The following is a 26,236-nucleotide window of genomic DNA, read 5'->3' as shown; positions in this document are numbered from 1 at the left end:
GCCCAAAACGCAACGGGCCGTTCACATTCCACAAGAATGTGAACGGCCCGTCGGCTCGGTTGTCCGAGTCGGGAGTTACTTCTCGGCCTGCTGCTCCGCGAGCTGCTTGCGCACCTCGTCCATATCCAGCGCCTTCACCTGGGTGACGAGATCCTCCAACGCGGCGGGTGGCAATGCGCCGGGCTGCGCGAAGACCAGCACGCCCTCACGGAACGCCATGATGGTCGGGATGGATTGGATATTGGCGGCGGCGGCCAGGCTCTGCTCCGCCTCGGTGTCGACCTTGCCGTGCACGACATCCGGATGCTTGTCCGAGGAGGCCTCGAACGTCGGCGCGAAGCTCTTGCACGGACCGCACCAGTCGGCCCAGAAATCGACCAGTACCACGTCGTTTCCGGTGACAATCTCATCGAAATTCTGCTGGTTCAGCGTCTGGGTGGCCATGACGTCCTCTCGTATCGTATGTCGCCAGCTGTAACGCCCGGCGCTGTGCTTATCTTCCCCGGGCGACCGGCCACTCACGCCGCTGATCGCCATCCCAACGCCGGATACCCACCACGGTCGCCGGGAAATCACGGTCCCTGGCGACCGCGTGGATCGCCTCGCCGAGATGGTGCGTCGGCACCCGCCTGGCCAGTGTGACATGGGGCGTCCACTCGTCGGGCTGCAGATTCGCCGGAACCCCGGGACACGGCGATACCGCGTTGAAAATGCGCCGTTGCAGTGCGAGCAGCGGCTCCGAGGGCACCACCAGCCGCACCAGGATCGGATGGCGCGCGCCGAAGACGAGCAGCCCGCCCAGCCGCACCGGAATCGGCCGGAAGGCCAGCTGCTCGAGCGCGTTATCGATGCGCGGCCAGATCTGCCTGGCCACCGCGACGGTGATATGCGGCCGGTTGGTCTCGGTTTGCTTCCCGGCCAAACTAGGGATGCCGGCATCCGCGAGCAACTGCCACTGCCGTCGGATCTCCGCATCGGCCGCGTCGTCCAATAGCAATTCGACCGACTGCACCATGTTCACGAGAGGTTAGCCGTCCTCGCGGCGCTGTGCGCGGCGAAACGCGCCAGCCTCGGCCCCAGATGTCGGTGTATGGACCAGATCGCGGGAAGATGACCCGGTGAACGCTGCGAGGGAATATGACACGTCGCCCGTGCGACTGGGCCTCATCGAAGGCGATGGCATCGGCCCCGAGGTGGTCGAGGCCACCCGCGTCGTGGTCGACGAAGCGCTCACCGCGGCCGGCGCGGCCGCCGTCGAATGGGTTCCCCTGCTGATGGGACACCGTGCCATCGAGGAATTCGGTGCTCCGCTGCCCGAGCAAACTCTCGCGGCTCTCGACGAACTCGATGCCTGGGTCCTCGGCCCGCACGACAACGCCTCCTACCCGCCCGAGCACCGGATCGCTCCCGGCGGCGTCATCCGCAAACGCTTCGGTCTCTACGCCAATATCCGCCCCGCCCGCGCCTTCGCCGGAATCAAGGCGAGCGCCCCTGATATCGACCTGGTGATCGTCCGCGAGAACAGCGAGGGCTTCTACGCCGATCGCAATATGTTCGCCGGATCCGGTGAGTTCCGGCCGACCCCCGATATCGCGATGGCGGTCGGCGTGATCACCCGGCAGGCCTGCGAGCGGATCGCGCATGAGGCCTTCCGGCTCGCGGCGGGGCGTCGCAAGCGGGTGACCATCGTGCACAAGGCCAACGTGCTGCCCATGACGATGGGTCTGTTCCGCGACGTCTGCTATGACGTCGCACGCGCCTATCCCGCCGTCGAGGTCGACGACGAGCATGTCGACGCGACCGCAGCGCATCTGGTCCGCGCCGCCCGCGACTACGACGTGCTGGTGACCGAGAACCTCTTCGGCGATATCCTTTCCGATCTCGCGGGGGAGTTGAGCGGATCGCTCGGCACGGCCGCATCGCTGAACTGCTCGGCGACCAAGGCGATGGCCCAGGCGGTACACGGCGCCGCACCGACCCTGGCCGGACACAACCGCGCAAATCCGGCGGCGCTCCAGCTCTCGGCCGCAATGCTGTTGCACTGGCTGGGAATTCGCGATAGCAACCGCGCACTGGTGAGCGCTGGCGAACGCATCGAACGCGCCGTCGCGGCCACCTTCGCCGCCGGAATCGCCACCGCCGACCTGGGCGGTCTCGCCTCGACCAGCGAATTCACCGAGCAGGTCCGCGCCCGCGTACATCGCCGCTGACACCGGTCCCGCGCGCCCCACCGACTGGAACGGCAAGCTGTCGGCGCTGGTCCTGGGTGAAACGGCCCCTCGCGCTGTGCACGGTGATGACGGTCATTGATAGCTCCCTTATAACGACTGTTATAAGGGGACGATACGTCATTCCATAACAACTGTCATAGGGTGTGGCCGGTGCGCTCGGCGATGCCGTGGCGGCGGATCGTATTCGGTTCGGTCGCAAGACGATCGGCATCTGCGACCGCGTAGGCGGGTAGCAACCCAGCGATTCCGACACGGCGGCATCACTGACGCATCTCGTGACACCGGCGGCGCCGATCTCATGCAGGGGCGTGTTCGCCGGAGGTTCGCCTTCCCGGGTCGATCGCCGTGCTGCGGCAGGTGCTAGTTCACGCGGAGAACCTGTCTGGAATGCTCGGCGGCATCAGCACTGCGCGCTGTGTTGGAAGACACCGCTGTCACCACCCGGGCCGAGCAATCGGCTAGCGAACGAGAGGGTAGGGTATTCCGGCGGCGAACCGGCACCTGGGCGGCAGTGAGTTCGCAACGACTTCGTGTCGCACTTTCACTACTGTCCAGCACGAAACGGCTCGATCGCTTAGATTGCCAAACGGGTGGTGACACCCGGGTTTCTCGAATCCGAAATGTGGAGGGCTGCTGTGTCTGTTCGATCGGTTCTTGGCAGGCGCGCCCTGCAAGCAATGTGTGTGCTCGCCGGTGGTGCCCTGGTACTGACGGGCTGTAGTAACTCCGAGGACAACTCGCCCGCGGTCGCGAAGGTTTCCGGTATCGAGAAGGTCGATACGGCCGCCGCGCTGCTCCCGGACAAGATCAAGCAGTCGGGCAAGCTCGTCGTCGGAGTCAATATCCCCTATCAGCCCAATGAGTACAAGGACCCGAGCGGCAAAATCGTCGGCTTCGATGTCGATCTGATGGACGCCGTGGCCGCCACCCTCGGCCTCAAGGCCGAATACCTCGAATCCTCCTTCGAGAAGATCATTCCCTCGATCCAGGCGGGCACCTACGACGTCGGCATGTCCTCCATCACCGACTCCAAGGAACGCGAACAGAGCGTCGACTTCACCACCTACTTCAACGCGGGCAGCCAGTGGGCGCAGCAGTCGGGTAAGCCGGTCGACCCGGACAACGCCTGCGGTAAGCGGGTCGCGGTACAGGCCACCACGGTTCAGGACACCGATGAGATCCCGGCCCGCAGCAAGAAGTGCGAGGCGCAGGGCAAGCCCGCCATCGATAAGAAGCCGTTCGACGAGCAGAGCGCGGCGACCAATGCCCTGGTGCTCGGCCAGGTCGACGCGATGTCGGCGGATTCGCCGGTGACCGCGTACGCCATCAAGAAGAGCGACGGCAAGATCGAGGCGGCCGGTAAGGTCTTCGACTCCGCGCCCTACGGCTGGGCCATCCCCAAGGGTTCGGCGCTCGGCAAGGCGCTGCAGGCCGCCGTTCAGCACCTGATCGACAACGGTAAGTACCTGGAGATCACCAAGAACTGGGGTGTGCAGGAAGGCGCGATCACCAAGTCGGTCATCAACGGCGCCGAGAGCTGATCGATGTCCACACCCGAGACCACGTCGGCGCCCGGCGACAACACCGGGCCCGGCGGGCCGATCGACTCGGCAGAACCGGAGCCGATCAAGGCCGTTCCACTGCGCAGGCCGGGCCGATGGATCGCCGCGGCGATCATCCTCGCCCTGCTCGGGCTCTTCATCTACGGCGCGGCCACCAACCCCGCGTACGGATGGGGGACCTATCGAAAGTACTTGTTCGACAGCCGGATCGCCTCCGGCGCGGTGGTCACCCTGGAGCTGACCGTGCTGGCGATGGCGATCGCCGTCGTGCTGGGGACACTGCTCGCGGTGATGCGCCTGTCCCCGAATCCGGTGCTCCGCTCGGTGGCCTGGGTATATCTCTGGATCTTCCGTGGCACACCGGTTTTCGTGCAGTTGGTGTTCTGGGGGCTGTTCCCGTCGCTCTACAAGTCGATCCAGCTCGGTGTGCCGTTCGGGCCCGAGTTCGTGCGGATCGATGTGCAGGGGTTGCAGGCCGCGTTCGCCTTCGCGGTGATCGGCCTCGGTCTGAACGAGGCCGCATACATGGCCGAAATCGTCCGTGCCGGAATTAATTCCGTCGGTGAGGGGCAGCGCGAGGCCTCGACGGCGCTGGGCATGTCATGGTCGCAGACCATGCGCAGGACCGTCTTGCCGCAGTCGATGCGGGTGATCATCCCGCCGACCGGCAATGAGCTCATCGGCATGTTGAAGACCACCTCGCTGGTGACCGCGATTCCATTGAGCACCGACCTGTACGGCCGCGCCCGCGATATCTACGGCGTGAACTTCCAGCCGATTCCGCTGCTCTTGGTCACCGCCACTTGGTATCTCGCGGTCACCAGTGTGCTGATGGTCGGGCAGTACTACCTGGAGCGCTATTACTCGCGGGGCGCATCTCGGCAGCTGACCGCCAAGCAGCTGCAGGAACTTGCCGATGCGCAGACGATTGTGAAGGCGAAATGAGCGCGAGTCCGAATAAGAACGATGCGACTCCGATGATCGTCGCGGATCGGGTGTGCAAGAACTTCGGCGCGCTGCAAGTGCTCAAGGGCATTTCGCTCGAGGTGGGGCGCGGCGAAGTGCTGTGCCTGATCGGACCGTCGGGGTCGGGTAAATCGACCTTCCTGCGCTGCATCAACCACCTCGAGCAGGTGAACGCGGGGCGGCTCTACGTCGACGGCGACCTCATCGGGTATCGCGAAAAGGGTGGCAAGCTCTACGAACTGCACCCGCGCGACGCGGCCAAGCAGCGTCGCGATATCGGCATGGTGTTCCAGCACTTCAATCTGTTCCCGCACCGGACGGCGCTGGAGAACATCATCGAGGCGCCCATGCAGGTGAAGGGCCTTCGCAAGGCCGACGCCGTGGCCCGCGCGGATGAACTGCTGGACCGAGTCGGCATGGGGGACAAGGCGAATGCCTATCCGGCCCAGCTGTCGGGTGGTCAGCAGCAACGCGTCGCCATCGCCCGCGCGCTGGCCATGGATCCGAAGCTGATGCTCTTCGACGAGCCGACCTCGGCGCTGGATCCGGAGCTGGTCGGTGAGGTGCTCGGGGTCATGCGCGAACTCGCCGCCGACGGTATGACGATGGTGGTCGTCACCCATGAAATGGGTTTCGCCCGTGAGGTCGCCGACCAGTTGGTGTTCATGGACGGCGGTGTCGTCGTGGAGGCGGGCAATCCGCGTGCGGTCCTCGCCGAGCCGAAACATGAACGCACCAAGGCGTTTCTGTCGCGGCTGCTCTGATTCAGCGGCTGCCCAAACCGATACGGAGTTGTCCGAGTAGGACTTTCGCGGCCGGGCTGCCGGGGCGATCGCGCCGCCAGGCCAGTGCGAGCTGTCCGTGCAGCTCCGGCTCGGTGATCGGCCGTACCCGCACCCCGAATGCCGCGGCCTCCGCTGCCGTCAGCGCGGGCACCACCGCGATGCCGAGGCCGCGGGCGGCCAGCCGCAGCAGCAGCGGGGGAGCGGCGGCCTCGAAGGCGATATCGGGCTCGAATCCCGCTGCGGCACAGGCGCGATCGAATACACCCCGGATTCCGGTACCGCGCGGCAGACAGATCAGCGGGTGATCGCGGAGTTCGGTGAGCGCGATCGCGGCGCGGCCCTTCCGGTCCGCCGCGCTACTCGGCCCGTCCGCCGCGACCACTGGTGTAGCGAGCACCACGTCGAATCCGATATCGGCACCGAGCTCCGCCCCGGTCAACCCGATCAAGGCGATATCCAGCTCGCCACTGCGCACCGCGGCCAGCATGCGTTCGGAGGTGTCCTCGGTCAGGCTGATGCCGACCTGCGGGTGGTCGTCGTGAAAATCCGCCAGCACCGCGGCGATATCGAAATCCTCACTCGCGGTGCCGGAGATGCAGCCGACGCGGACGTGCCCGCGCAGTAGTCCGGTGAATTCGTCGACCGTCGCGGTGATCCGTTCGGTCGCCGCGAGCGCGGCCCTGGCATGTGCCAACACCGCCGCACCCACCTCGGTCGGCGTCACCGCACGGCTGCCGCGATCCAGAAGCTGTTGTCCCAGTTCACGTTCCAGTTGACGGATCTGTGCGCTGAGCCCGGGCTGGGCCAGGTGCAGCCGGGCCGCGGCGCGGGTGAAGTTGGCCTCCTCGACCACGGTGACAAAGTAGCGGAGCTGGCGCAGTTCCATAACTACTGATTATAGGTGTGAGCAGAACTATCTGTTGTACTTCTGACTCGAAGAAGGGCATCGTCTAGGGCATGGGAAACACCGCAGATCAGATCATCGACATCGACACCTTCACCGGCCCGGTCTTCCGTCCCGGTGACACCGGATACGACGCGGAGATCGCTGGCTTCCAGGCCGCCTACAGTCATCGCCCCGCGCTGGTGGTCGGCGCGGTGCACGCCGAGGATGTGCGCAGCGCGGTGGAATACGCGGCGCGCAACGGACTTCCGGTGGCGGTCCAGGCCACCGGGCACGGACTCTCGGTCGCGGCCGACGGCGGCGTACTGATCAGCACCCGCAGAATGACCGATATTCGGATCGACGCGCAGACCCGGACCGCCCGGATCGGCGCGGGAGTGCGTGCCGGTGCGCTGGTCGAGGCGGCCGCGCAGTACGGGCTCGCACCACTGAACGGGTCCTCGCCATCGGTCGGCGTGGTCGGCTACAGCCTGGGCGGCGGATTGGGCCTGCTGGCAAGGCAATTCGGTTACGCCGCCGACCATGTGCGCGTCATCGAACTCGTCACCGCGGACGGTCGGGTGCGCACGCTGACACCCGGCGACGAACTCTTCGGCGCGGTGCTCGGCAGCGGCGGCAACTTCGGTGTGGTGACCTCGCTGGAACTGGAGCTCGTGCCGGTCGGCACCGTGTACGGCGGCCAGTTGGTCTTCGACACTGCGTTGGTCGAGCACGCCCTGGAAGTGTGGAAGGACTGGACCGCAACGCTTCCCGACGAGCTGACCTCGACGGTCACCGTCATGACCTTTCCGCCCATCCCGCAGATTCCGGAACCGCTGCGCGGGCGCTACGTCGCCTCGATCCGAATCGCCTACAACGGATCCGTCGAGGAGGGGGAGCGGCTGGTGGCTCCGCTGCGTGCGGTCGGGGAGCGGCTGAAGGACGACCTGCGGGGCATGCCGTACACCGAATCGCACACCATCCACAGCGATCCCGATCATCCGCATGCCTACGCCGCCACCAACGCGCTGCTGGGTGAGTTGACCGGAGAAACGTTGTCGGCCTTGCTCGCGGCCACCGGACCCGAATCGCCGATCCAGGCGGTTGTCGATATCCGGCACCTCGGCGGAGCGCTGCGCCGTGGCGGCCCAACGGGCATCGCCGTGGACAATCGCGACGCCGAGTACATCGTCCGCGTCATCACCATGCCCGGACTGGATGCGGGCGATGCCGCGCCCGAGGATCACGCGGTGGTTCGCGCGGCGCTCGCGCCGTGGACGGTCGGCCACAGTCTGAACTTCCTCTACGGCGCGGGTGCCGCCGCCGACGAAGCGCAGACTCGGGGTGGCTATGCGCCGGATACCTATGCGCAACTGTCCGCGCTGAAGGCGAAGTACGACCCGCGCAACATGTTCCGCTTCAACCGCAACATCGTGCCGGCGAATTGACGCGTGAGCCGTTGCGGCGGCTGTGCCAACCGAAGCCCCGCACGGGCCGAATCCGTGCGGGGCTTCGTCATTGCCGTGCACGCACGAAAGGCGGGAGTGCGCGGCACCCGCTTCGGTGCTATCTTCGTGATATCACTTTGATACTCGGAGGATGTCATGAAGCTTCGGTCGGCATTCCATGTCAACGGCTTTCTCGTGCTGGTGTCCTGGTTTGTGCTCACGCTGTTGATCGGTGGCGGAGCCATCGCTGGCTATGCTGCGGCCGCGAACCACGACAATGTGCCCGCCCTGGTCGGCGCGATCGTCGCGACCGTCATCGTGGTGGTGCTCCTGCTGCTGGCGACCGGGCTCACCGTGGTGAATCCCAACGAGGCCAAGGTCGTTCAGTTCTTCGGCCGCTATATCGGCTCGCTCAGCGAACCCGGCTTCTTCTCCGTAGTGCCGCTGACGGACCGCCGCAGCATCTCGCTGAAGGTGCGCAACTTCGAGACGCAGAAGCTCAAGGTCAACGATGCCGACGGCAACCCGGTGGAGATCGCCGCCGTCGTGGTCTACCGGGTAGTCGACAGCTTCAAGGCCGCGTTCTCGGTCGATGACTACACCGAGTATGTGGAGACCCAGTCCGAGGCGGCGGTGCGGCATCTGGCGACCACCCACCCGTACGACGCGCACGACAAGGGCATCACCAGCCTGCGTGACGGCACCGAAGTGGCCGAGGAATTGACCATCGAACTGCGCGAGCGCACCGATTTGGCGGGCATCGAGGTCATCGAGGCCAGGATCACCCACCTCGCCTACGCGCCGGAGATCGCCCAGGCCATGCTCGTGCGTCAACAGGCGGCGCAGGTGGTCGCCGCGCGCACCCGCATTGTCGAGGGTGCGGTCGGCATGGTCGGTCTGGCGCTGGACCGGCTCGCCGAACAGGGTGTGGTCGAACTCGATGAGGAACGCAAGGCCGCCATGGTCTCCAACCTGCTGGTCGTCCTCTGCGGTGACCGAGCCACCCAGCCCGTCGTCAATACCGGCTCGCTCTACGCCTGAGTCGCGCATGGCCGAGCGCAAGAAGATCCTGCTACGCCTCGACCCGTCGATTCACGAGGCCATCGCCCAGTGGGCCGCCGACGATCTGCGCAGTATCAACGCCCAAATCGAATACGCATTGCGCCTGGCCTTGAAACAGGCGGGTCGCGGCCCGAAGGCGAAGCCGGTCGAGGACTAGCCGGGGGCGCGAAATAGGCTCTGCCGCAACGATGCCGAACACCGACGGGTGTTCGGCATCGTCGGTATTCGCTTCCGGTGATGCGTCAGTGTGTGAGCTCGCCGAGCAGTTCCAGGCTGTCGGCGTACAGCGCGTGTTGCGCGGCGCGGTCATAGGACGCCTTCGATGATGGCGTCGCGGTGCGGCCGACGAAGTGCTGACCGGTCACCTCGGCGAGTGCCGGATCGGTGACGAGTCGGGCCAGATCGGCACCCGAACGGCGCGGCGTATTCACACCGGGCAGTAGCACCAGACCCCGGGCGACCGTGCGCCACAACAGTTTTGCGGCTGCCCCGGCATCCCTGGCGAGTCCGGTGCCCGGCATCAGGCCTGGATCGAACGCATTCACCGTGATACCGCGCCCCGCGAGCTGCCGGGCCAATTCGTAGGTGGTCTGCAGGTTGGCCAATTTCGAGGTGCTGTAGCGGCGGCGGCCGTCGCGCTGCGCGGATTCGGTCGGTTCGGGCGGATAGGCGAGTCGGCGAACGTTGGTATCCAGTGGATGCGGCATACCGGTGAAGTGGTCCGGATCATGCGTGCCCGAGGTGACGAAAACGATCCGGGCGGGGGCGAGCAGGTCGTCCAACAGTGCTTGAACCAGTGCGAGGTGTCCGAGATGGTTGACGCCGAAGGTCGCTTCGACGCCGTCCGTGGTGTAGCTGCGCCGGGTGAACTGGAGTCCGGCATTGCACACCAGAGCCCGCAACGGCGGCAGTCCGTTCGTGCGCAATTCGTCGGCGAAATGCGCCACGGAGGCGAGTGCGCCGAGGTCGAGCGCCATTCCGCGCGCGCCGATGGTGGCGGCTTCGGCGCGCCCCCGGTCGGCGTCGCGCCCGGTGGCGACGACTGTCCACCGCGAGTCGGCGGCGAGCGCCCTGGCGCATTCGCGGCCGAGCCCGCCTGTGCCACCGGTGATCACAACAGTTCTGTCACTTGTTGTCATATGGCAGAGTCTGCCATATGGCAGGCTGTGCGACAATACTTGAATGTCACTGCGGGATCGGAAGAAGGAGCGGACCAGGCGGGCGATCGCCGATGCCGCGCTGCGGTTGTTCGTCGAACACGGCTACGACGCCGTGACCGTGGCGGATATCGCCGCCGAGGCCGACGTCGGGACGCGCACCCTGCACCGCTACTACCCGAGCAAGGACGAACTGCTCTTCGCCGAGGACGATGAGCATCGCGCCGAGCTGGCGCGGCTGCTGGCCGACCGCCCCGCCGATGAATCCCCGGAGGAGACCATGGCCGCGGTCATCGGTCCGCTGGTCGAACGCTTCATCGACCGCCTCGCCGACGCGCGGGCGCGCGATGCGCTGATCGCGGCCACCCCCGCCCTGCAGGCACGCGAACTCGCGAAGCGAAACGCCGTGGAATCCCTGCTCGCCGAACACCTCGCGCGCCGGATGGGCGTCGAGGAAGGCGCCGATGTGCGGCCGCTGCTGTGGGCCAAGGTCGGCATGGCCTGTTTCTTCGCGGGTTACGAAATCTGGCTGCACACCGGTGGTGATCTGGGATCGCACATCGGCGACGCCCGTGCCACACTGCTCACCGAATTCCGTTCTGCCACCATCTGATCCGGGCGCGAAGGCTGGCTCGGCGAAGCCGAGGGCCGGTAGGTCAGCTACCGCGGCGCCGAATCGCCCAGATCGACGCCACTTTCCGGCGAACGACGTCAGCAACCGGACTCGGCATCCCTGGATTCGATGCTATCTCCGGAAGGGCTTCTGCCCCATGAGAATCAAGTTCAGAGAACACGCGCTGACTCTGCAACCGTGAGGACCGATCCGGGGTGGCGATACATTCGGGGAAGCGGCAGGGCCTCAGCGCTGAACGGCCTCCAGAACGAAGAACAGGAAGCTCAGGAACGCACCGGAGGAGGACTTCGCCAGGGCGTCGGGAAAGAGTTCGCGGGCGCCCGGCGCTGGGGGCGGTTCGCTGATGACGGCTGTGCGGAAGCCGGCTGCGGTGAAGGCGTCGGTCATCGCGTGCAGCGGCCGATGCCAGTAGGTGAGCACGGCCTTCTGACCGCTGAAGGTGTATTCCTCGGAGTGCTTGACGGTCGCGAAGTAGTCGGCGTCGCGATTGAACCACTTGAAGACGAAAGGATGGTTGACGGACATGATCAGTCGGCCGCCGGGCTCGAGCACACGCCGCAACTCGGCCAGCGGCGCGGTCCAGTCCTCCAGGTAGTGCAGCACCAGGGACGCGACGACATCGTCGAACGCACCGTCGGGAAACGGCAGCGGACCGCCGATATCGGCGACCTGCAGGGCCGCGTCGGTGCCGAGCCGCCGCCGGGCCAGCTCCACCATCTCGGCGCTGGAGTCGAAGCCGGTCACGATGGCACCGCGGTCGCGCAGGGCCGCGAATATCGGGCCGGAGCCACAGCCGGCGTCGAGGATCCGCCTGCCAGCCACCTCCCCGGCCAGGTCCACGATCGCGGGCCGCGCGTAATAGCCGTTGATGAGGTTGGTTTCGGTTTCGGCTGTATACCCCTCGGCGAACCTGTCGTAGTCGTTTTCCGCGGCCATGTCGGCGGCCCCGGCAGAACTCTCGGGAATGGCAGGCATGCGACCCATCCTGCCGACTGACCAACCAGGACGCCAGGAGATCATCTCGCCCACCAGTTGCCCGCTCGGGCAGCAGGTTCCGTCAGCGCAGGTCAATGGTCAGCAGGAACCCTTGCTACGGCAAATCCGCCACCGGTGTTCAAAGCAGCCTGCCTGCGCTGCCCTTCCGGCAGTCACACGACTACGAGCGACGACAGTGTCTGCCGTGTCGGCGCACCGCATGTGGCCAGGATCGCCTTTACGTGATCGTTGCCGCAGCTGTCGGTATGCGGACCCGGGTAGCGTGATCGGGTGCCAATATCGTTCGACACCAGCGGATTACAGCAGCTCGATACCAGCGCCTGGCGCGATCCCTCGACCGGGGACATCGTCCAGCTGTCTTACTTCGATCTGGTGCCCGACTTGCCCGCACCGCTGACGGATCTGGCGACGTTGCGCCACAGACTTGCCGAGATTCACGCCGAAAGCGGTTGTCTCATAGAGGCTTTCATCGTTGGAGTCGATTCGCAGCCGGCGCTGCTGCGGCTGCAGAAGATGCGGCTGCCCGATCAGCCGACGGGGCTGGTCTTCGCCGCATCGCTCACCGTGCCGAAGGCGAACTGCAGTGCAGTCCTGCAGATCATGTGCCCGGAGACCGGCACCACCGGAATCCGCGAGGCGGTGCTCGCGCTGGAGATCGGCTTCGACAATATGTATCCGCCGCATCCGTACGCACCCGGTCTCCATGGTGCGCTGCCCTATAACGCGGCCGATGACCACCGCTGGGACGACCGGTTCCCGGAGCACCCGCTCTCGCGCGCCCGCCGCTGGGTCGCGCGGACCTGCCCTGCCGCCCGGATCGATCCGAACTTCGCCGCCCCGCCCGCGCTCCAGGGGTGAGTCTCAGTCGTGAGCCGGCTTATGGGTGACGAAGATGGCGGTTCCGGGGAACAGTTCGCCGCGTAGCGGACTCCACTGCCCCCATTCGCGCTCGAGCCATTCCGGCCAGTCCGGTTCCACGATGTCATCGAGCACCAGCCCGGCGGCCACGATCTCGCGCACCCGGTCACCGATCGTGCGGTGGTGTTCGACATAGGTCGGCGTGCCGTCGTCGTCGACCTCCACATAGGGGGTGCGGTCGAAATACGGAATCGAGGCGGTCAGCCCCGCGGGCCCGGGATCGTCCGGAAAAATCCATCGCATCGGATGGTTCACCGAGAACACCCACCGGCCACCGGGCCGCAACACCCGTGCGACCTCACGCATCACCCGTTCGGAATCCGCGACGAACGGCACCGCGCCGAATGCCGAACAGGCGATATCAAATGATGCGTCGGCAAAGGGCAATGCCTCCGCCCCCGCCTGCACCAGCGGCACCTGCGGTCCGCCGCGCGCCATCGCCGCCAGCCCGCGCTCGAGCATCCCCCTCGATAGGTCCAGCCCGATCGCCTGCGCCCCCTGCCCGGTCAACCAGCGCGAACACGGGGCGGATCCGCACCCGATCTCCAGGATCCGCTTGCCCGCGATCTCGCCGAGGAAGTGGTGATCACCCTCGTGCAGTCCCTCCGGACACCAGATGAATTCGCCGCCGGGAGAGTCCACGCCGAGGAAATCGGCGTGCGTTTCGTGATAATCGGTGGCATCGGCGTCCCACCAGCGGCGGCTGGCCTGCTGACTGGCTGCCGAGCCGATCCGGGTCCGCGCGGTTCCGGTGGTCCCGAGCAGTGCGTTTGCTTGTGCATGGCGATCTTCCGACACGCCGATAGCCTAGTGCGGCGTGGCGTGTGGACCGGTTTGCCCGGCTGGACCAAGGTCGCGTACGCTGAACCAGCGAGTGTCCAGGGTACTGCCGTACCGGTGTCATTGCAGTAACAGTCTGCGACGGCAACTGTACTGAAGTAACAGAGCGCTCGTGCTGAGTTTCACAAGCGTTTGCGTGCGGTACGTTCAGTATGTCCGTCACGTCGCGTCATCGCGGTGAGTTCGCAGCGTACCGAAAGTTCCAATGTCCGCAACCGACCACAATCCGTCCGGAGCAAACCGACATATGCCCACCACCGTCACCTCGCCGCAGGTAGCCGTCAACGACATCGGCTCCGCCGAGGACTTCCTCGCCGCCATCGACGCCACGATCAAGTACTTCAACGACGGCGACATCGTCGAAGGAACCATCGTCAAGGTCGATCGTGACGAGGTCCTGCTCGACATCGGTTACAAGACCGAAGGCGTCATCCCCTCTCGTGAACTCTCCATCAAGCACGATGTCGACCCCAACGAGGTCGTTTCCGTGGGCGATGAGGTCGAGGCTCTTGTTCTCACCAAGGAGGACAAGGAAGGCCGCCTGATCCTGTCGAAGAAGCGGGCGCAGTACGAGCGTGCGTGGGGCACCATCGAGGAGCTCAAGGAGAAGGACGAGGCCGTCAAGGGCACCGTCATCGAGGTCGTCAAGGGCGGCCTGATCCTCGACATCGGTCTCCGTGGCTTCCTGCCCGCCTCGCTGGTCGAGATGCGTCGCGTCCGCGACCTCCAGCCGTACGTCGGCAAGGAGATCGAGGCCAAGATCATCGAGCTGGACAAGAACCGCAACAATGTGGTCCTTTCCCGCCGCGCCTGGCTCGAGCAGACCCAGTCCGAGGTCCGCAGCGAGTTCCTGCACCAGCTGCAGAAGGGCCAGGTCCGCAAGGGTGTGGTCTCCTCGATCGTCAACTTCGGTGCCTTCGTGGACCTGGGCGGGGTCGACGGTCTGGTGCACGTCTCCGAGCTGTCCTGGAAGCACATCGACCACCCGTCCGAGGTTGTCGAGGTCGGCAACGAGGTCACCGTCGAGGTGCTCGACGTCGATCTGGACCGCGAGCGGGTTTCGCTGTCGCTCAAGGCGACCCAGGAAGACCCGTGGCGTCAGTTCGCCCGCACCCACGCGATCGGCCAGATCGTGCCGGGCAAGGTCACCAAGCTGGTTCCGTTCGGTGCGTTCGTGCGCGTCGAAGAGGGCATCGAGGGCCTGGTGCACATCTCCGAGCTGGCCGAGCGCCACGTGGAGGTCCCGGACCAGGTTGTCGCGGTCGGCGACGACGCGATGGTCAAGGTCATCGACATCGACCTGGAGCGTCGCCGGATCTCGCTGTCGCTGAAGCAGGCGAACGAGGACTACCACGCCGAGTTCGACCCGTCGAAGTACGGCATGGCCGACAGCTACGACGACCAGGGCAACTACATCTTCCCCGAGGGCTTCGACCCCGACACCAACGAGTGGCTCGAGGGCTTCGACAAGCAGCGCGAAGAGTGGGAAGGCCGCTACGCCGAGGCGGAGCGTCGCCACAAGATGCACACCGCGCAGATGGAGAAGATGGCGGCCGACGCCGCGGCCGAGGCCGCGAACGGTGGCGGCGCGTCGAACTACTCCTCCGAGAGCGGTGCGCAGTCCTCCTCGTCGAGCCAGGCCGAGCCCGCTGGCGGTTCGCTGGCCAGCGACGCCCAGCTCGCGGCCCTGCGGGAGAAGCTCTCCGGCAACGCCTGATTCGGGTAGAGCACTAGCAAAGGCCCCGGTCCGATCGGACCGGGGCCTTTGCTATTCAGCGCGCGGCGGCTTTCAGCGATGGGCTGGTTGGGGTGTGGTCGCTGCTGGTCCTGCGCGTTGGTTGTGCGTCAACTGAATTCGCCAGGTAGTTCACCGGATTCGCCGGTAATGTGCCCGGTCATGGGGAGCAATCCGGGCAAGAATGACTATCTCGACCAAGTGGTGGCCCAGCAGGCGGCGCTGGAGGGGGATCTGCGTACCCGCAAGCCCGCGGCCGCACCGGCGCCGCTGGCCGCCCCGGGGGCACCGGCCGCGCCGGGTGGTCCGGTGCGACGCGGTGCGATGGCGAAGCGGGCCGATCGGGTCGGGCCAACGCCGCAGGGCATGCAAGGCAGCGGCCCCGGGCCGGTGGAGGTCCGGGTCACCGGATTCTGGCGCTGGCAAACGGTTTTGGTGCCGCCCAATGCCTTTGTCGTGCATACCCGGCGCGGTCGCGCCGAACCGCTGCACATCGGTCTCGGGGTATCGTTCCGCTTCAACCCAGCGACCGACTCGTATCTCGTTGTGCCGGGCGCGATGCAGACGATTCTCATCAATGCCTACTGCATCTGCAGCGAACTGCAGGGCGTGCTCGTGCAGGGGTATGTGCAGTGGATCATCGAGGATTTCGCCACGGCCTACCGCAAGCTCGACTTCTCCGATGACGAAGATCCCATGCGGCTGGTCAATATTCAGCTGCGCGAGCAGGCCGAGGCGGCGATCAAGGACAAGGTCTCCACGATGGGCGTGCGCGATGTGCTCAGCGATAAGCAGCCCATCATCGAGGAGTTGACCGCACGCCTGCGCGCGGTCGCGGAGGGCAGCCCCGATCGAAATGCCGAGGCGGACAGCGATCGTGGACTCGGCTTGCGCATTGTCACGGTGCAGATCAAGGAGGCGGTGGTCAGCTCGTCGACGCTGTGGGAGAACCTACAGAAGCCCTACCGCAGTGCGCAGAACCAGATCGCTCGACTCGCGGAACTCGCTGCGCAGGAGGTACTTTCGGCTCGCGAAGCCGAAGCGAATCGGGTTGCCGAAGAGCGCAGGATCGAGAACGAACGCGAACTGGCCGAACTGCGGGCACGCAACGAGGCTGCGCGATTCGACCGGGAGACCGCGGAACGGTTGCGGCGCACCACCCGTGAGCACGACGACGAACGCGCGGTCGCCGATCTCGCACAGGAGACCGCGCTGCACGCATTGCGGTTGGAGCGCGAACAACATGCCGAGCGGGCCGAAAACCTGCGCAGGACGCTGGAATTGCGACAGCTCGAGCTCGACGGTGAGATCGCCGTCGCGGCCAGGCGTTCGCGGGCGGCCCATGATGACGCGCTGCTGGATTTGGAACGCGATCGGATTCGGATCGAGAACACCAATCGGCGCTCCGCCTCGGCCACCCAAGCGCAGCTGGTCGATTCGCTGCCGCAGATCGTCGCGCAGTTGCCGACGCCCGCCGAGCTGAAGACCTATCAGCTGGGCGGAGACCTGTCCGGGCTGTCCGCGCTCATCGGCCAGTTGACGCGCGTGCTCGAAGCGTGGTCGTCGGGACGGGCCGCCCACGAGTCCGGTACGCCCCAGCTCGACGAGTAGGGCGGCGCCGCATGTCGTCTCGAATGCCCGCGCGGTCCGGCCGTCGGCGTGCGCCACGCCGACGGCAATCGCTGTGTGCTACATCGGCTCGCGCAGGCTTCGGTGCACGTAAAACGGTGTTATAGCGATAAGTCGGACAATTGACCAACTTCACCGGGAAGCGCGATCTACTTCGCGGTAGGGTGCAGGCGGATATTCGGCGCCCGGCTCGATCGAGCACGTCGGACCTGGTCACGAGGGAAGGAACAGCACGCATGTGCGCAGCGAGTCCGTTCAGCGGTCTCAACCGGAGGCAGTTCCTGGCGAAGGCCGCCGCGGCCGGAGCGGTCGGTGCATTGGCGTCCTGGGCCAATCCCATCATCGAGCGGGCCTATGCCGCCGATCCGGCGGGCACCGGCGGGCTCGGCGATATCGAGCACTTCGTCCTGCTCATGCAGGAAAACCGTTCCTTCGACCACTATTTCGGCACCATGTCCGGTGTCCGCGGCTTCGGCGAGGCGTCGAAGGCCTGGCAGCAGTACGGCTGGACGCCCGATGTCGGCCCCAGCGCGGACGGTTTCGTCAACCCGTTCCGCCTCGACACCACGCGTGGCGCGACCCTCGACGGCGAATGCATCAATGATCCCGACCACACCTGGGCCGGTATGCACCGGGCCTGGAACGGCGGCGCCAATGACCAGTGGATGCCGATGTCCATCGCCAGCGTCGGCCCGGCCAATGCCCCCGCGGCCATGGGCTACTACCTGCCCGAGGACATTCCGATTCATCACGAACTCGCGGACGCGTTCACCCTCTGCGACAACTACCACTGTTCGGTCCTCGGCCCCACCGACCCGAATCGCCTGTACTGGATCAGCGCCACCATCGACCCGGACGGGGTGGCGGGCGGACCGTTGCTGGAAACGCCCCCACTGATCCCGCAGCACGTGTACAGCTGGCGGACCTATCCGGAGAACCTGTCCGAGGCGGGTGTCAGCTGGAAGATCTACAACAACCGCGATGTCGGCCCGCTGTCCACGGTGATCCTGGACGGCATGCTCGGCTGCTTCACCCAATCGTCGGATCCGAATTCCGAACTGGCCCGGCGTGGTCTGGCACCGGTGTACCCCAACGACTTCCAGGCCGACGTCGCCAACGACACCCTGCCCGCCGTCTCCTGGGTCATCCCGTCGCTGATCAACTGCGAACATCCCGCCCTGCCCGCGGCCTTCGGCGCATACGGCATCGTGCAGTTGCTCGATATCCTCACCTCCAACCCGAAGGTGTGGGAGAAGACCGCGCTGATCATCAGCTACGACGAGAACGGCGGCTTCTTCGACCACGTCACCCCGCCGACCGCTCCGGCGGGTACGCCGGGCGAATTCGTCACCGTGCCATTGGACCGGGTGAAGGCGTCCCATGGCATCGCGGGTCCGATCGGTTTGGGCTATCGCGTTCCCGGCCTGGTGATTTCGCCCTACAGCCGGGGAGGGCTCGTTGCCTCGGAGACCTTCGACCACACCTCCCAGCTGCGGCTGCTGGAAACCCGATTCGGCGTCGAAGTGCCGAACCTGACACCGTGGCGGCGCCGTGTCACCGGCGATATGACCTCGACCTTCGACTTCGGCTCGACGCCCAATGCCGCCAAACCGGTGCTGAGCGATCCGAAGCCGAAGATGGATGCCGCGCTCGCCCAATGCGGGCCGAATGTGGCGCTGGGCACCGCGACCGCGGGTGTCCCGTATCCGGTGCCGCCCAACCAGATGCCGACCCAGCGACCCGGTACGCGACGCAAGCCGAGCGGCATCGTGCGGGGGTAAGCCGCGGGTATTCTTACCCTGATGTCGGAATCCACCGTGGGGTTTCCCTCGACCGCCTGGGAGCGCAGGAAGATCGAGGCGATGAGTCGCATCCAGCAGGTGGCGCTGGATCTGTTCGACGAGCACGGGTACCGCAATGTGACGGTGGAGCGGGTCGCGGCGGCGGCCGGTGTGTCGCCCAGTTCGGTCTACCGGTACTTCGGCACCAAGGAAATGCTGGTCCTCTACGACGAGGCCGATCCGCGGGTGCTGGACGTGATGCGGACCGCTGGCGGTGGCGAAATCGTCGAGCCCGCCGAGTTGGTGCGCGTCGCACGGCTGATCGTGCCGGTGCTGATCGAGTCATTGCTGACCACGGACTCCGAACGTCGGATCCGCAGGCGCCTGCAGTATGTGGTCTCGATTCCGGAGATCAGAGACGGCCAAACCCGCCGGATGCGGGAGATGGCCGACCAATTCCGACTGCTGTTCGCCGAGCGGACCGGCCGCAGTCCGGACGATCTGGCCATCGGCATCGCGGCGGCGGCCGGGGTGTGGGGCTGCGTTGCGGCCCTGGACCATTGGGCCGCAACGGGTTTCACCGAACGTCTCAAGGATGTCTATACCAAGGCGATCGGATCGATCGTCGATTCGATCGAGGTCATATTCCGCTAGTCGCTCGTCGCCATCGCGTGGGGGACCGAACGCTTGCCGAAACGCGGCAGCCACCAGTTCCACCGGCCGAACAGCTGCATGAACGCGGGCACCAACACCAGCCGGACCAGCACCGCATCGATCGTAATGGCCACGGCCAGCGCGAACCCGATCTGCTTCAGCTCCAGCACATTCGCGGTCAGGAAGCTGGCGAAGACCGCGACCATGATGGCGGCGGCCGCGGTGATCGGCCGCGCGGTGCGCTGCAGCCCATCGGCGACCGCGGCGGTATTGACGCCGGATGCGTCCCAGTGTTCCTTCATCCGCCGGATCAGGAATACCTCGTAATCCATGGACAGGCCGAACAGCACCGCGAAGACCAGCATCGGCAGATACACCTGGAGGAATCCGGTGCTGTGGAATCCGAGCGCGGATTCGCCGATGCCGTGCTGGAATACCGCGACGGTGAGGCCGAGCGCGGCGCCGGTGGCGAGCAGGTTCAGCAGTATCGCCTTGAGCGCCAAGACGATACTGCGGAACGCGACGATCAGGAATGCCAGCGACACCGTCAGCACGAGTGCGATCACCCACGGGAAGCGGGCGGTGATCCGGTGCGACACATCGGCGAACGACGCGGAAGTACCGCCGACCCGGACCTCGACCCCATCGAGAGCCGTTGCACGAGAACGGATATCGGCGACCACATCGGTGGCCGCGGTCGAATCGAATGCGGCCTTGGGGATCACGACGGCGAGCGCTCTGCCATCGGCCTGCTGCGGCAGTACCGTGGCGATGCGCGGATCACGGGTCAGCTCGGCGACGAATCGGTTGGCGTCGGAACGGGTTTCATCGCTGAGCGGTCCGCCGTCCTGGCCGGTGAAAATCACCTCGATCGGCGCGAGGAGACCGGGTCCGAAGTTCTGCTGGACGAGTTCGGTGGCCTGCCCGGTCGGTCGATCCGCCAGCGAGTTGAGCCCCATATCGACGCCATAGCGGATGCCGGTGATCGGGGCGGCGGCGGCCAGCAGCAGACCGACACCGATCGCGCCGAAGAGTACGGGGCGTCCCATGACGGTATGCGCCCACCGGGCCCACGCACTCGATGCCGCCTCGGATCGGACCTCGGCCGGTCGCAGTCGGACCGGCAGGGCGCCGCGATTCACCGCCGGACCCAGTGTCGCCAGTAGTGCGGGCAGCAGGGTGAAGGCCGCGATCAGGGTGGCGACGACCGCGACCACCACGCCGATCGCGATGCCGTTCAGCATCGGCAGCCCGACCACCGACAGTGCGCATAGCGAGATCATCACAATGAGCCCCGACGCCAGAATCGTGCGGCCGGTCGTGTCGATGGCGGTGCCGACCGCTGCGGCGATGGCCTCGGCGGATCTTCGGTCGCGCCCGCCGCGACGGGTCAGTTCCTCGTTGAATCGGCTGACGATGAACATCGCGTAGTCGATCGCGGTGCCGGTGGCGATCATGGTGGCCACCGAGAGCACCAGCGAATCGAAGGTGAGGAAGGCGGTCAGGCCGAATAGCGCGCCGACGGCGACGGCGATACCCGCCGCGGTGATCGTAATGGGCAGGGTGGCCGCGACCGCCGCGCCGAGGGCGAGCACCAGCACCGCGGTCGCCACCGGCAGGCCGATGGCTTCGGCGCGCTGCATATCGGCGGTTTCGATCCGGATGAGATCGGCCTGTGCTGGCGCGAATCCGGTGATCATGACCTCGACGCCGGAACCCGATGCGGCCGCCAGTTCGGTTTGCAGCTCTTTGGCGATCTCGACGCGTTCGGTTTTCTCGCCGTTCACACCGACAATGCCGAGGGCGGTGTGCCGGTCGGCCGAGATCTGGGCCGCCGCATTGCCTTCGAACGGGCCGATCGCCCCCGCCACCCCCGCGGTGGCACGGGTCGTGCCGAGTGCCCGGTCCATCACCGCACGGAATTCCGGGGTGTCCACCGTGCGCTGGGCGGAATGGAAGACGATGAGGTCCTGTTCGGTGCCGAAGCGCGCGAAGTGTTCGGCCACAAGGTGATCGACGGCAACCGATTCGGAGCCGGGGACCGAGTAGTCGGGCGTGCTGAGGCGGTCGTGCAGGGCCGGATAGGCCGATCCGCAGGCGATGGCGAACAACAGCCACGCGCCGAGCACGATGTGGCGATGGCGGGCCATCAGGATGCCCCACCGGCCGACTACACCCGGTTTCCCCGGGCTATCGGACTGCGCTGAGCCTGGCCTGGTTGCGGTCAGCTGAGCCATCGCCCCTCCAAAAGAAAGCAACCTGAGAGTCACTCTCAGATATTTTCAGCCATCCTAAGGAGGGGGGCGGCGAAAGTGCAAGTGACTATCAGGATGGTGCGGCTGCTGACGGCAGCACAAAGCGACCCAGCTCCGATTGGGCTGGGTCACGGAAAGTCTTAGGCCGGAGGGGCGGCTGGGCTCAGCTGGCGGTCGCGGGTGCCCAGTACGCCGTTGCCGCAGCGGAGCGTTTTCGCATGGCGGCGAAGCTGTGCCGCGCGGGGCTGATCAGCGCGGTGAACCATGAACGGCGGTGCTCAGCGAGCGCAGCCGCGACGGCGGGGTGCTTGATGCAGTGCATGCCCCCCGCTCTTCCCAGACGGTGGCGACCCGCCTGGTTGATTTTGATGCCCAATGGTGTTCCTTTGCTTTGCTGGTTCTGGCCTGGATCGCCACGGCGAAGATTAGCCGAACGAAAGTGCTGGGCAGAGTATTTTGCGCAAGTAATTGCCTTGGCGTGTCGGAAAGTTGTCGCTCGCGTCCCCGATTCGATCGGAAATGTTGCGAGACGGTCTCGACGGAGTCACGGATCGGGCAAATGGTGTTTCAGATGGTGGAATGTGCGATGCGGGTGGGTATTCAGGCCGATCGGGTGCGGTTCGCGCGCCAGGTCGTCCGTTCGGTGGGTGATCGCGGATGCGAGACTGGTCGAATGTTGCGGATCGGCCTCACCGGAGGCATGGGAGCGGGCAAGTCGACGGTGGCGCGGATTCTCGCCGAGCTCGGCGCGGTGATCGTCGACTCCGACGTGATCGCCAGGGAGGTCGTCGAACCGGGTACCGAGGGCCTTGCGGCGTTGGTCGAGGCGTTCGGGCCCGATATCCTCGCCGCCGACGGCACCCTGGACCGCCCCGCGCTGGCGGCCCGGGCATTCGGGAACGACGAGGCGCGTGCGACGCTGAATTCCATTGTCCATCCGTTGGTCGGTAAACGAACCGCGGAATTAATTGCCGCCGCCCCGTCGGATGCGATTCTTGTTCAAGATATTCCGCTGTTGGTCGAGAACGGCCTCGCGCCGCTGATGAATCTCGTATTGATCGTCGACGTGCCCGCGGAAATTCGGATACAGCGCCTGGTGGAATTCCGCGGCGTTTCCGAATCGGATGCGCGGGCGCGTATTTCGGCGCAGGCCACGGATGAACAGCGACGCGCCGCCGCGGATGTGCTGTTGGACAATAGCGGCGCGCCGGGGGAAATCGAGCCGGTGGTCCGGCAATTGTGGGTGGAACGGCTGGTGCCGTTCGAGGCCGATCTGCGCACCGGGACACCGGCGCGGCGGAAAGAGGTGCGGGTGGTGCCCGCGAATCCGGAGTGGGCGGCACAGGCGCAGCGGCTGATCGCCCGGTTGTGGGTGGCCTGTGGTCCGGTGGCGTCGCGGATCGATCACATCGGTTCGACCGCGGTGCCCGAATTGCCCGCAAAGGATGTGATCGATCTGCAGATCACCGTCGCGGATCTGGCGGCCGCCGACGGACTGCGGGATGCGCTGGGTGCGGCAGGTTTTCCGGTTCGTCCGGATATCACCGGCGACAATCCGAAACCGACGGCGACAGATCTGGCTGGTACCGATACGGCATTGTGGGCCAAGCGCTTTCACCAGAATGCCGATCCGGGGCGGCTGGCCAATGTGCATATTCGAGTCGCGGGCTCACCCGGTCAGGAGTTCGCATTGCTTTTTCGGGACTGGCTGCGCGCCGACGCGGCGGTGCGCGCGGAATATCTGGAGATCAAGCGCGAGGGCGAGGCCAAGGCCGCCGGATTGACGAGGGAGGCGGCCACGCTGGCCTACCTGGACGTCAAGGAGCCATGGTTCGACGCTGCCTACACCCGGGCCGCAGCCTGGCGGGACAGCGTCGAACACTGAGCTGCGCGAAGGCTTTTCGGCCGTTCAGAATAGCGCGGCCAAGCGGTCCAGGCTCTGCCCCCAGCCCCGCTTCGCATCGTCCTCGGGACTCAGCGGTCCGGGGGCCAGCAGGTGGAAGGTCATGGTGGTCTTGGCGTCAGCGGTTTCGTCGAAGGTCACCGTGATCACCGATTCGCGCTCGGCGCTGCCGTCGCCGGTCGGATCGCCCCAGGTGAAGACCAGGCGCTCGGGTTCGGTGATCTCCCGGAACACGCCCGCGCTCGGAAAGCTGGCGCCATCGGCGTCGGCGACCATGACCGACTCGTAGCGGCCGCCGACCCACGGTTGCGCCACGATGGTCTCCCGTGGTGTCGAAAAGCCTTCCGGCCCAGCCCATTCGACCAACTGATCGGGATCGAGCCAGGCCCGGAAGACGAGCTCGCGCGGGGCGTCGAAGACCCGGACGATGGTGAACTCGCGCTCGGCTGTGTTGATGGATCGCTCGCTCATGACAGTGTCGTCTCCTCGTGTTCGGGGTGGGGTGCGCGGTTGTCGGCACCGGTCATCCAATCGGGGGCGCCCTCGGGGAATCTGGTGCGGAAGTCCATCAGGCCGACCCAGTTGGGCCGCACCACGATTCGCTCCATCCGCGGCGCCAGTTCGGTCAGGAAGCCGAGGTAGTCGGCGACCGCATCCGCACCGCCCTTGCGCATTGCGGCCGCGTATTCCGGTGCGAGCCCGTCCATTTCGGATACCTCGGCGCGTCCCCTGATCAGTAATGTCTCGGGCGGTGCGGAATTGGTGTCGATGGTGATGGCGACATCAGGTCTGGCCCGCAGCATCTTCGCCTTCTTCGACGGTGCGAAACCGGCCATGACCACCTCGGTGCCGTTCCACCAGAAATTGATCGGCAGCACTCGCGGTGTGCCGTCGGCCGCGGTGAAGGCCAGCCGTGCCGGAATATTCGCCGCGAGCAGCCGCTGGGCCACTTCGGTGTCGAGCAGGCCGACATCGCCCTGGGGCAGCGTTGCGAGATCGGGTGGCTTGGAGGTCATGGGGTGTCCTTTTGCTGTATTCGTCGCAGATGTTGGTCGAGCCGATCGAAACGGTCGTCCCAGAATTTCCGGTACCGGTCCAGCCAATCGGTGGCCGCGCCGAGCGGCGCTGCCTCCAGTCGGCACGGGCGCCATTGCGCGTGCTGGCCGCGGGTGATGAGTCCGGCGCGTTCGAGCACCTTCAGGTGTTTCGAGATCGCGGGCAGGCTCATGGCGAACGGTTCCGCGAGTTCGGTGACGCTCGCTTCGCCCTCGGCGAGCCGGGCGAGGATGGCCCGCCTGGTCGGGTCCGCGAGTGCGGCGAAGGTCCGGCTGAGATCGTCGGTCGTGGAGCTGTCCGTCATGGTCCGGTCGTCCGTCATTAGTGTATTAAACCAGTTGGCTAATTAACTGATCGGTTAAATGGTGCGCCAACCGGCACTGGCCTGTCAAGGGGCTGGCGAAGAATCCGGCTAGCGGCGGGGCGGTGGTGCAGTTACAGCCAGGTCAGGGTGATATCGAGCGTGTCGAGCCAGCGCTCGAGTGAGTAGCCATTGGCGGCGATGCCATCGATGGCGATCGATGCGTGGTCGATCGCGGCCGTGGCCTCGGCGAGGGTGATCATGCCCGCGGCATGCGCGGCCAGCAATTCGTCGATATCGAGCAGTTCGGTCTCGCGCTCGGAGCGCACCACGATATCGAGGTAGTGGTCCACCGCCTTCCACTTCTTCGGCTCGACCCGGGTGAATTGGCCGATATCGACGTAGTAGTCCTGATCGCGGCGGTGTGCCGGGTGATAGTGGAAGACCGTTACCCGGAGGGAAAGTCCGGGCAGCAGCCACGATTCGATGTAGTGGAACTGTGGATGGTCCGAGGTGCGCGCCATGTACAGGCCCCATGGCTCGGCGCGGTAGCGCTCGACCGGCCGGACGAAGCCCTTCGGGTCCGTGTTGGTCAGTTCCGCGAGGTTGAAGTACTCGACCTTGGGCCTGTGCACGTCCACTGATGGTGCCTGTGTCATGCAAACAGAATCTACCGCCGTTGCGGCCACGTCGAGTGGTACGGCGGCGGCCTGCTCGGCTGCTGGGCTACATCCAGGTCAGGATGATCTCCTGAGTGGCGAGCCAGGGCTCCACCTCGTGGCCGTGCGCGGCCACGCCCGCCACTGCCTTGGCCGCCCGGTCGAGGGCGTGGTGCGCGTGGGTCGTATCGATCAGACCGGCGGCATGTGCGGTCAGCAATTCGTCGACGCCACGCAGTTGGGCCGCGCGGCCGTGCCGCACCGCGATCTCGAGATACTGGTCCATGGACTTCCAGCGCTTCGGCTCGATCCGGGTGTACTCGCCGATATGCAGGCAGTAGTCCAGGTCGCGGTGATGCCCCGGCTGGTAGTGCGCGATCGTCACGCGCAACCAGAGTTCGGGCAGCAGCCAGGTCTCCAGGTACTGGATCCGGGGACTGTTGACGGTGCGTGCCACATATAGACCCCACGGCTCGACGTGCACCCGGTCTATCGGCCGCACATAGCCCTTGGGGTCGGTCATGGTCAGTTCGGCGATATTGAAGTGTTCTATCTGCGGTCTCAGTTGGGTTGTCATCGGGGATCCCGGTGCGGCGGTGGAAGTTGTGTGGTTCGCGGGAGCTAGCCCGCGGAGATCTCGCGCGACATAACCGGCGATTCCGGTCATAGCGGGCGCGGCGGCAAGCAATGGAATCAGAGCGCTCATGGCCTCATCCTCAGTTCCGACAACCAAACTAGGCTACACCCGGAACCAGCGGTGCGCGCTCAACGAATTTCGTTG

27 protein-coding genes are annotated in these 26,236 nt (G+C 66.0%); 14 read left to right on the top strand and 13 right to left on the bottom strand.

From position 1 onward, the window contains the following. Window positions 1-75 precede the first annotated feature (75 nt). A complete protein-coding gene (gene trxA / locus ACQP0C_RS28725; protein WP_433724914.1) occupies window positions 76-444 on the bottom strand; it encodes a thioredoxin in 369 nt (122 codons plus the stop codon). A gap of 49 nt (window positions 445-493) precedes the next feature. Continuing rightward, on the bottom strand, window positions 494-1,015 hold the full coding sequence (locus ACQP0C_RS28720) for a 2'-5' RNA ligase family protein (protein ID WP_433724912.1): 522 nt from the start codon (window positions 1,013-1,015) through the stop codon (window positions 494-496). A gap of 103 nt (window positions 1,016-1,118) precedes the next feature. Between ACQP0C_RS28720 and ACQP0C_RS28715 the strand changes: the two genes are divergently transcribed. The 4 genes from ACQP0C_RS28715 (at window position 1,119) to ACQP0C_RS28700 (ending at window position 5,523) form a co-directional block, all read left to right on the top strand. Further along, complete coding sequence (locus ACQP0C_RS28715) at window positions 1,119-2,210, top strand: isocitrate/isopropylmalate dehydrogenase family protein (protein ID WP_433724910.1); 1,092 nt, start codon at window positions 1,119-1,121, stop codon at window positions 2,208-2,210. Window positions 2,211-2,908: 698 nt separating this feature from the next. Beyond that, entirely contained in the window at window positions 2,909-3,772 is an 864-nt protein-coding gene (locus ACQP0C_RS28710) for an ABC transporter substrate-binding protein (protein ID WP_433734683.1), read from the top strand. A 3-nt stretch (window positions 3,773-3,775) separates the two neighbouring features. Then, window positions 3,776-4,738, top strand: coding sequence for an amino acid ABC transporter permease (locus ACQP0C_RS28705; protein WP_433724908.1), 963 nt, complete (start codon window positions 3,776-3,778; stop codon window positions 4,736-4,738). A gap of 32 nt (window positions 4,739-4,770) precedes the next feature. After that, window positions 4,771-5,523: an amino acid ABC transporter ATP-binding protein gene (locus tag ACQP0C_RS28700; protein WP_433734682.1), complete on the top strand. Its 753-nt coding sequence runs from the start codon at window positions 4,771-4,773 to the stop codon at window positions 5,521-5,523. Window position 5,524: 1 nt separating this feature from the next. Here ACQP0C_RS28700 and ACQP0C_RS28695 read toward each other — a convergent pair whose 3' ends face one another. Continuing rightward, window positions 5,525-6,430 (bottom strand): LysR family transcriptional regulator, encoded by a 906-nt coding sequence (locus ACQP0C_RS28695; RefSeq protein ID WP_433724906.1) that lies wholly within the window; start codon window positions 6,428-6,430, stop codon window positions 5,525-5,527. Window positions 6,431-6,501: 71 nt separating this feature from the next. On the opposite strand from ACQP0C_RS28695, the gene ACQP0C_RS28690 reads away from it, so the two are divergent. The 3 genes from ACQP0C_RS28690 to ACQP0C_RS28680 all read left to right on the top strand — a co-directional run bounded on the left by ACQP0C_RS28690 (window position 6,502) and on the right by ACQP0C_RS28680 (window position 9,094). Beyond that, window positions 6,502-7,875 carry an FAD-binding oxidoreductase gene (locus tag ACQP0C_RS28690; protein WP_433724904.1) on the top strand — a complete coding sequence of 458 codons (1,374 nt, stop codon included), beginning with the start codon at window positions 6,502-6,504 and terminating at the stop codon, window positions 7,873-7,875. Between the two features lie 156 nt (window positions 7,876-8,031). Then, on the top strand, window positions 8,032-8,916 hold the full coding sequence (locus ACQP0C_RS28685; RefSeq protein WP_433724902.1) for an SPFH domain-containing protein: 885 nt from the start codon (window positions 8,032-8,034) through the stop codon (window positions 8,914-8,916). Window positions 8,917-8,923: 7 nt separating this feature from the next. After that, window positions 8,924-9,094, top strand: coding sequence for a toxin-antitoxin system HicB family antitoxin (locus ACQP0C_RS28680; RefSeq protein ID WP_433193287.1), 171 nt, complete (start codon window positions 8,924-8,926; stop codon window positions 9,092-9,094). A gap of 85 nt (window positions 9,095-9,179) precedes the next feature. On the opposite strand, the gene ACQP0C_RS28675 is transcribed toward ACQP0C_RS28680, so the two are convergent. Then, a complete protein-coding gene (locus tag ACQP0C_RS28675; protein ID WP_433724900.1) occupies window positions 9,180-10,076 on the bottom strand; it encodes an SDR family NAD(P)-dependent oxidoreductase in 897 nt (298 codons plus the stop codon). Between the two features lie 43 nt (window positions 10,077-10,119). On the opposite strand from ACQP0C_RS28675, the gene ACQP0C_RS28670 reads away from it, so the two are divergent. Continuing rightward, window positions 10,120-10,707, top strand: a complete 588-nt coding sequence (locus tag ACQP0C_RS28670) for a TetR/AcrR family transcriptional regulator (protein WP_433724898.1) — start codon at window positions 10,120-10,122, stop codon at window positions 10,705-10,707. A 246-nt stretch (window positions 10,708-10,953) separates the two neighbouring features. Here ACQP0C_RS28670 and ACQP0C_RS28665 read toward each other — a convergent pair whose 3' ends face one another. Then, window positions 10,954-11,703, bottom strand: a complete 750-nt coding sequence (locus ACQP0C_RS28665; RefSeq protein ID WP_433724896.1) for a class I SAM-dependent methyltransferase — start codon at window positions 11,701-11,703, stop codon at window positions 10,954-10,956. A gap of 291 nt (window positions 11,704-11,994) precedes the next feature. Here ACQP0C_RS28665 and ACQP0C_RS28660 point away from each other — a divergent pair, with 291 nt between their 5' ends. After that, window positions 11,995-12,582 (top strand): hypothetical protein, encoded by a 588-nt coding sequence (locus ACQP0C_RS28660; RefSeq protein ID WP_433724894.1) that lies wholly within the window; start codon window positions 11,995-11,997, stop codon window positions 12,580-12,582. Window positions 12,583-12,585: 3 nt separating this feature from the next. Here ACQP0C_RS28660 and ACQP0C_RS28655 read toward each other — a convergent pair whose 3' ends face one another. Continuing rightward, on the bottom strand, window positions 12,586-13,440 hold the full coding sequence (locus ACQP0C_RS28655) for a class I SAM-dependent methyltransferase (protein WP_433724892.1): 855 nt from the start codon (window positions 13,438-13,440) through the stop codon (window positions 12,586-12,588). A 289-nt stretch (window positions 13,441-13,729) separates the two neighbouring features. Here ACQP0C_RS28655 and rpsA point away from each other — a divergent pair, with 289 nt between their 5' ends. From rpsA to ACQP0C_RS28635, 4 genes are all read left to right on the top strand, one after another. Next, window positions 13,730-15,199: a 30S ribosomal protein S1 gene (gene rpsA, locus ACQP0C_RS28650; protein WP_354957690.1), complete on the top strand. Its 1,470-nt coding sequence runs from the start codon at window positions 13,730-13,732 to the stop codon at window positions 15,197-15,199. Between the two features lie 180 nt (window positions 15,200-15,379). Next, on the top strand, window positions 15,380-16,828 hold the full coding sequence (locus tag ACQP0C_RS28645) for an SPFH domain-containing protein (RefSeq protein WP_433724890.1): 1,449 nt from the start codon (window positions 15,380-15,382) through the stop codon (window positions 16,826-16,828). A gap of 254 nt (window positions 16,829-17,082) precedes the next feature. Next, window positions 17,083-18,627, top strand: coding sequence for a phospholipase C (locus ACQP0C_RS28640; RefSeq protein ID WP_433724888.1), 1,545 nt, complete (start codon window positions 17,083-17,085; stop codon window positions 18,625-18,627). Between the two features lie 21 nt (window positions 18,628-18,648). After that, entirely contained in the window at window positions 18,649-19,281 is a 633-nt protein-coding gene (locus ACQP0C_RS28635) for a TetR/AcrR family transcriptional regulator (protein ID WP_433724886.1), read from the top strand. Here ACQP0C_RS28635 and ACQP0C_RS28630 read toward each other — a convergent pair. Further along, window positions 19,278-21,518 carry an MMPL family transporter gene (locus tag ACQP0C_RS28630; protein ID WP_433724884.1) on the bottom strand — a complete coding sequence of 747 codons (2,241 nt, stop codon included), beginning with the start codon at window positions 21,516-21,518 and terminating at the stop codon, window positions 19,278-19,280. The two genes, ACQP0C_RS28635 and ACQP0C_RS28630, sit on opposite strands and share 4 nt — an antisense overlap. A gap of 181 nt (window positions 21,519-21,699) precedes the next feature. Continuing rightward, window positions 21,700-21,858, bottom strand: coding sequence for a hypothetical protein (locus ACQP0C_RS28625; RefSeq protein ID WP_420771441.1), 159 nt, complete (start codon window positions 21,856-21,858; stop codon window positions 21,700-21,702). Window positions 21,859-22,209: 351 nt separating this feature from the next. Here ACQP0C_RS28625 and coaE point away from each other — a divergent pair, with 351 nt between their 5' ends. Further along, on the top strand, window positions 22,210-23,421 hold the full coding sequence (coaE, locus tag ACQP0C_RS28620) for a dephospho-CoA kinase (RefSeq protein ID WP_433724881.1): 1,212 nt from the start codon (window positions 22,210-22,212) through the stop codon (window positions 23,419-23,421). 24 nt (window positions 23,422-23,445) lie between these two features. Here coaE and ACQP0C_RS28615 read toward each other — a convergent pair whose 3' ends face one another. From ACQP0C_RS28615 to ACQP0C_RS28595, 5 genes are all read right to left on the bottom strand, one after another. Then, the gene (locus ACQP0C_RS28615; RefSeq protein ID WP_433724879.1) at window positions 23,446-23,910 is read right to left on the bottom strand and encodes an SRPBCC family protein; all 465 of its coding nucleotides are present in this window, start codon (window positions 23,908-23,910) and stop codon (window positions 23,446-23,448) included. Beyond that, window positions 23,907-24,455, bottom strand: coding sequence for a pyridoxamine 5'-phosphate oxidase family protein (locus tag ACQP0C_RS28610; protein ID WP_433724878.1), 549 nt, complete (start codon window positions 24,453-24,455; stop codon window positions 23,907-23,909). Before ACQP0C_RS28610 ends, ACQP0C_RS28615 begins: the two co-directional genes overlap by 4 nt. Then, the gene (locus ACQP0C_RS28605; protein ID WP_433724876.1) at window positions 24,452-24,817 is read right to left on the bottom strand and encodes an ArsR/SmtB family transcription factor; all 366 of its coding nucleotides are present in this window, start codon (window positions 24,815-24,817) and stop codon (window positions 24,452-24,454) included. The genes ACQP0C_RS28610 and ACQP0C_RS28605 overlap by 4 nt, the downstream gene beginning before the upstream one ends. Window positions 24,818-24,930: 113 nt before the next feature. Beyond that, complete coding sequence (locus tag ACQP0C_RS28600) at window positions 24,931-25,455, bottom strand: DUF402 domain-containing protein (RefSeq protein ID WP_433724875.1); 525 nt, start codon at window positions 25,453-25,455, stop codon at window positions 24,931-24,933. Between the two features lie 67 nt (window positions 25,456-25,522). Next, window positions 25,523-26,161: a hypothetical protein gene (locus ACQP0C_RS28595; protein WP_433724874.1), complete on the bottom strand. Its 639-nt coding sequence runs from the start codon at window positions 26,159-26,161 to the stop codon at window positions 25,523-25,525. Window positions 26,162-26,236 lie beyond the last annotated feature (75 nt).

Source organism: Nocardia sp. CA-129566 (genome assembly GCF_050956075.1).
Lineage (GTDB): Bacteria > Actinomycetota > Actinomycetes > Mycobacteriales > Mycobacteriaceae > Nocardia.
This window is presented reverse-complemented; position numbering and strand designations above follow the sequence as displayed.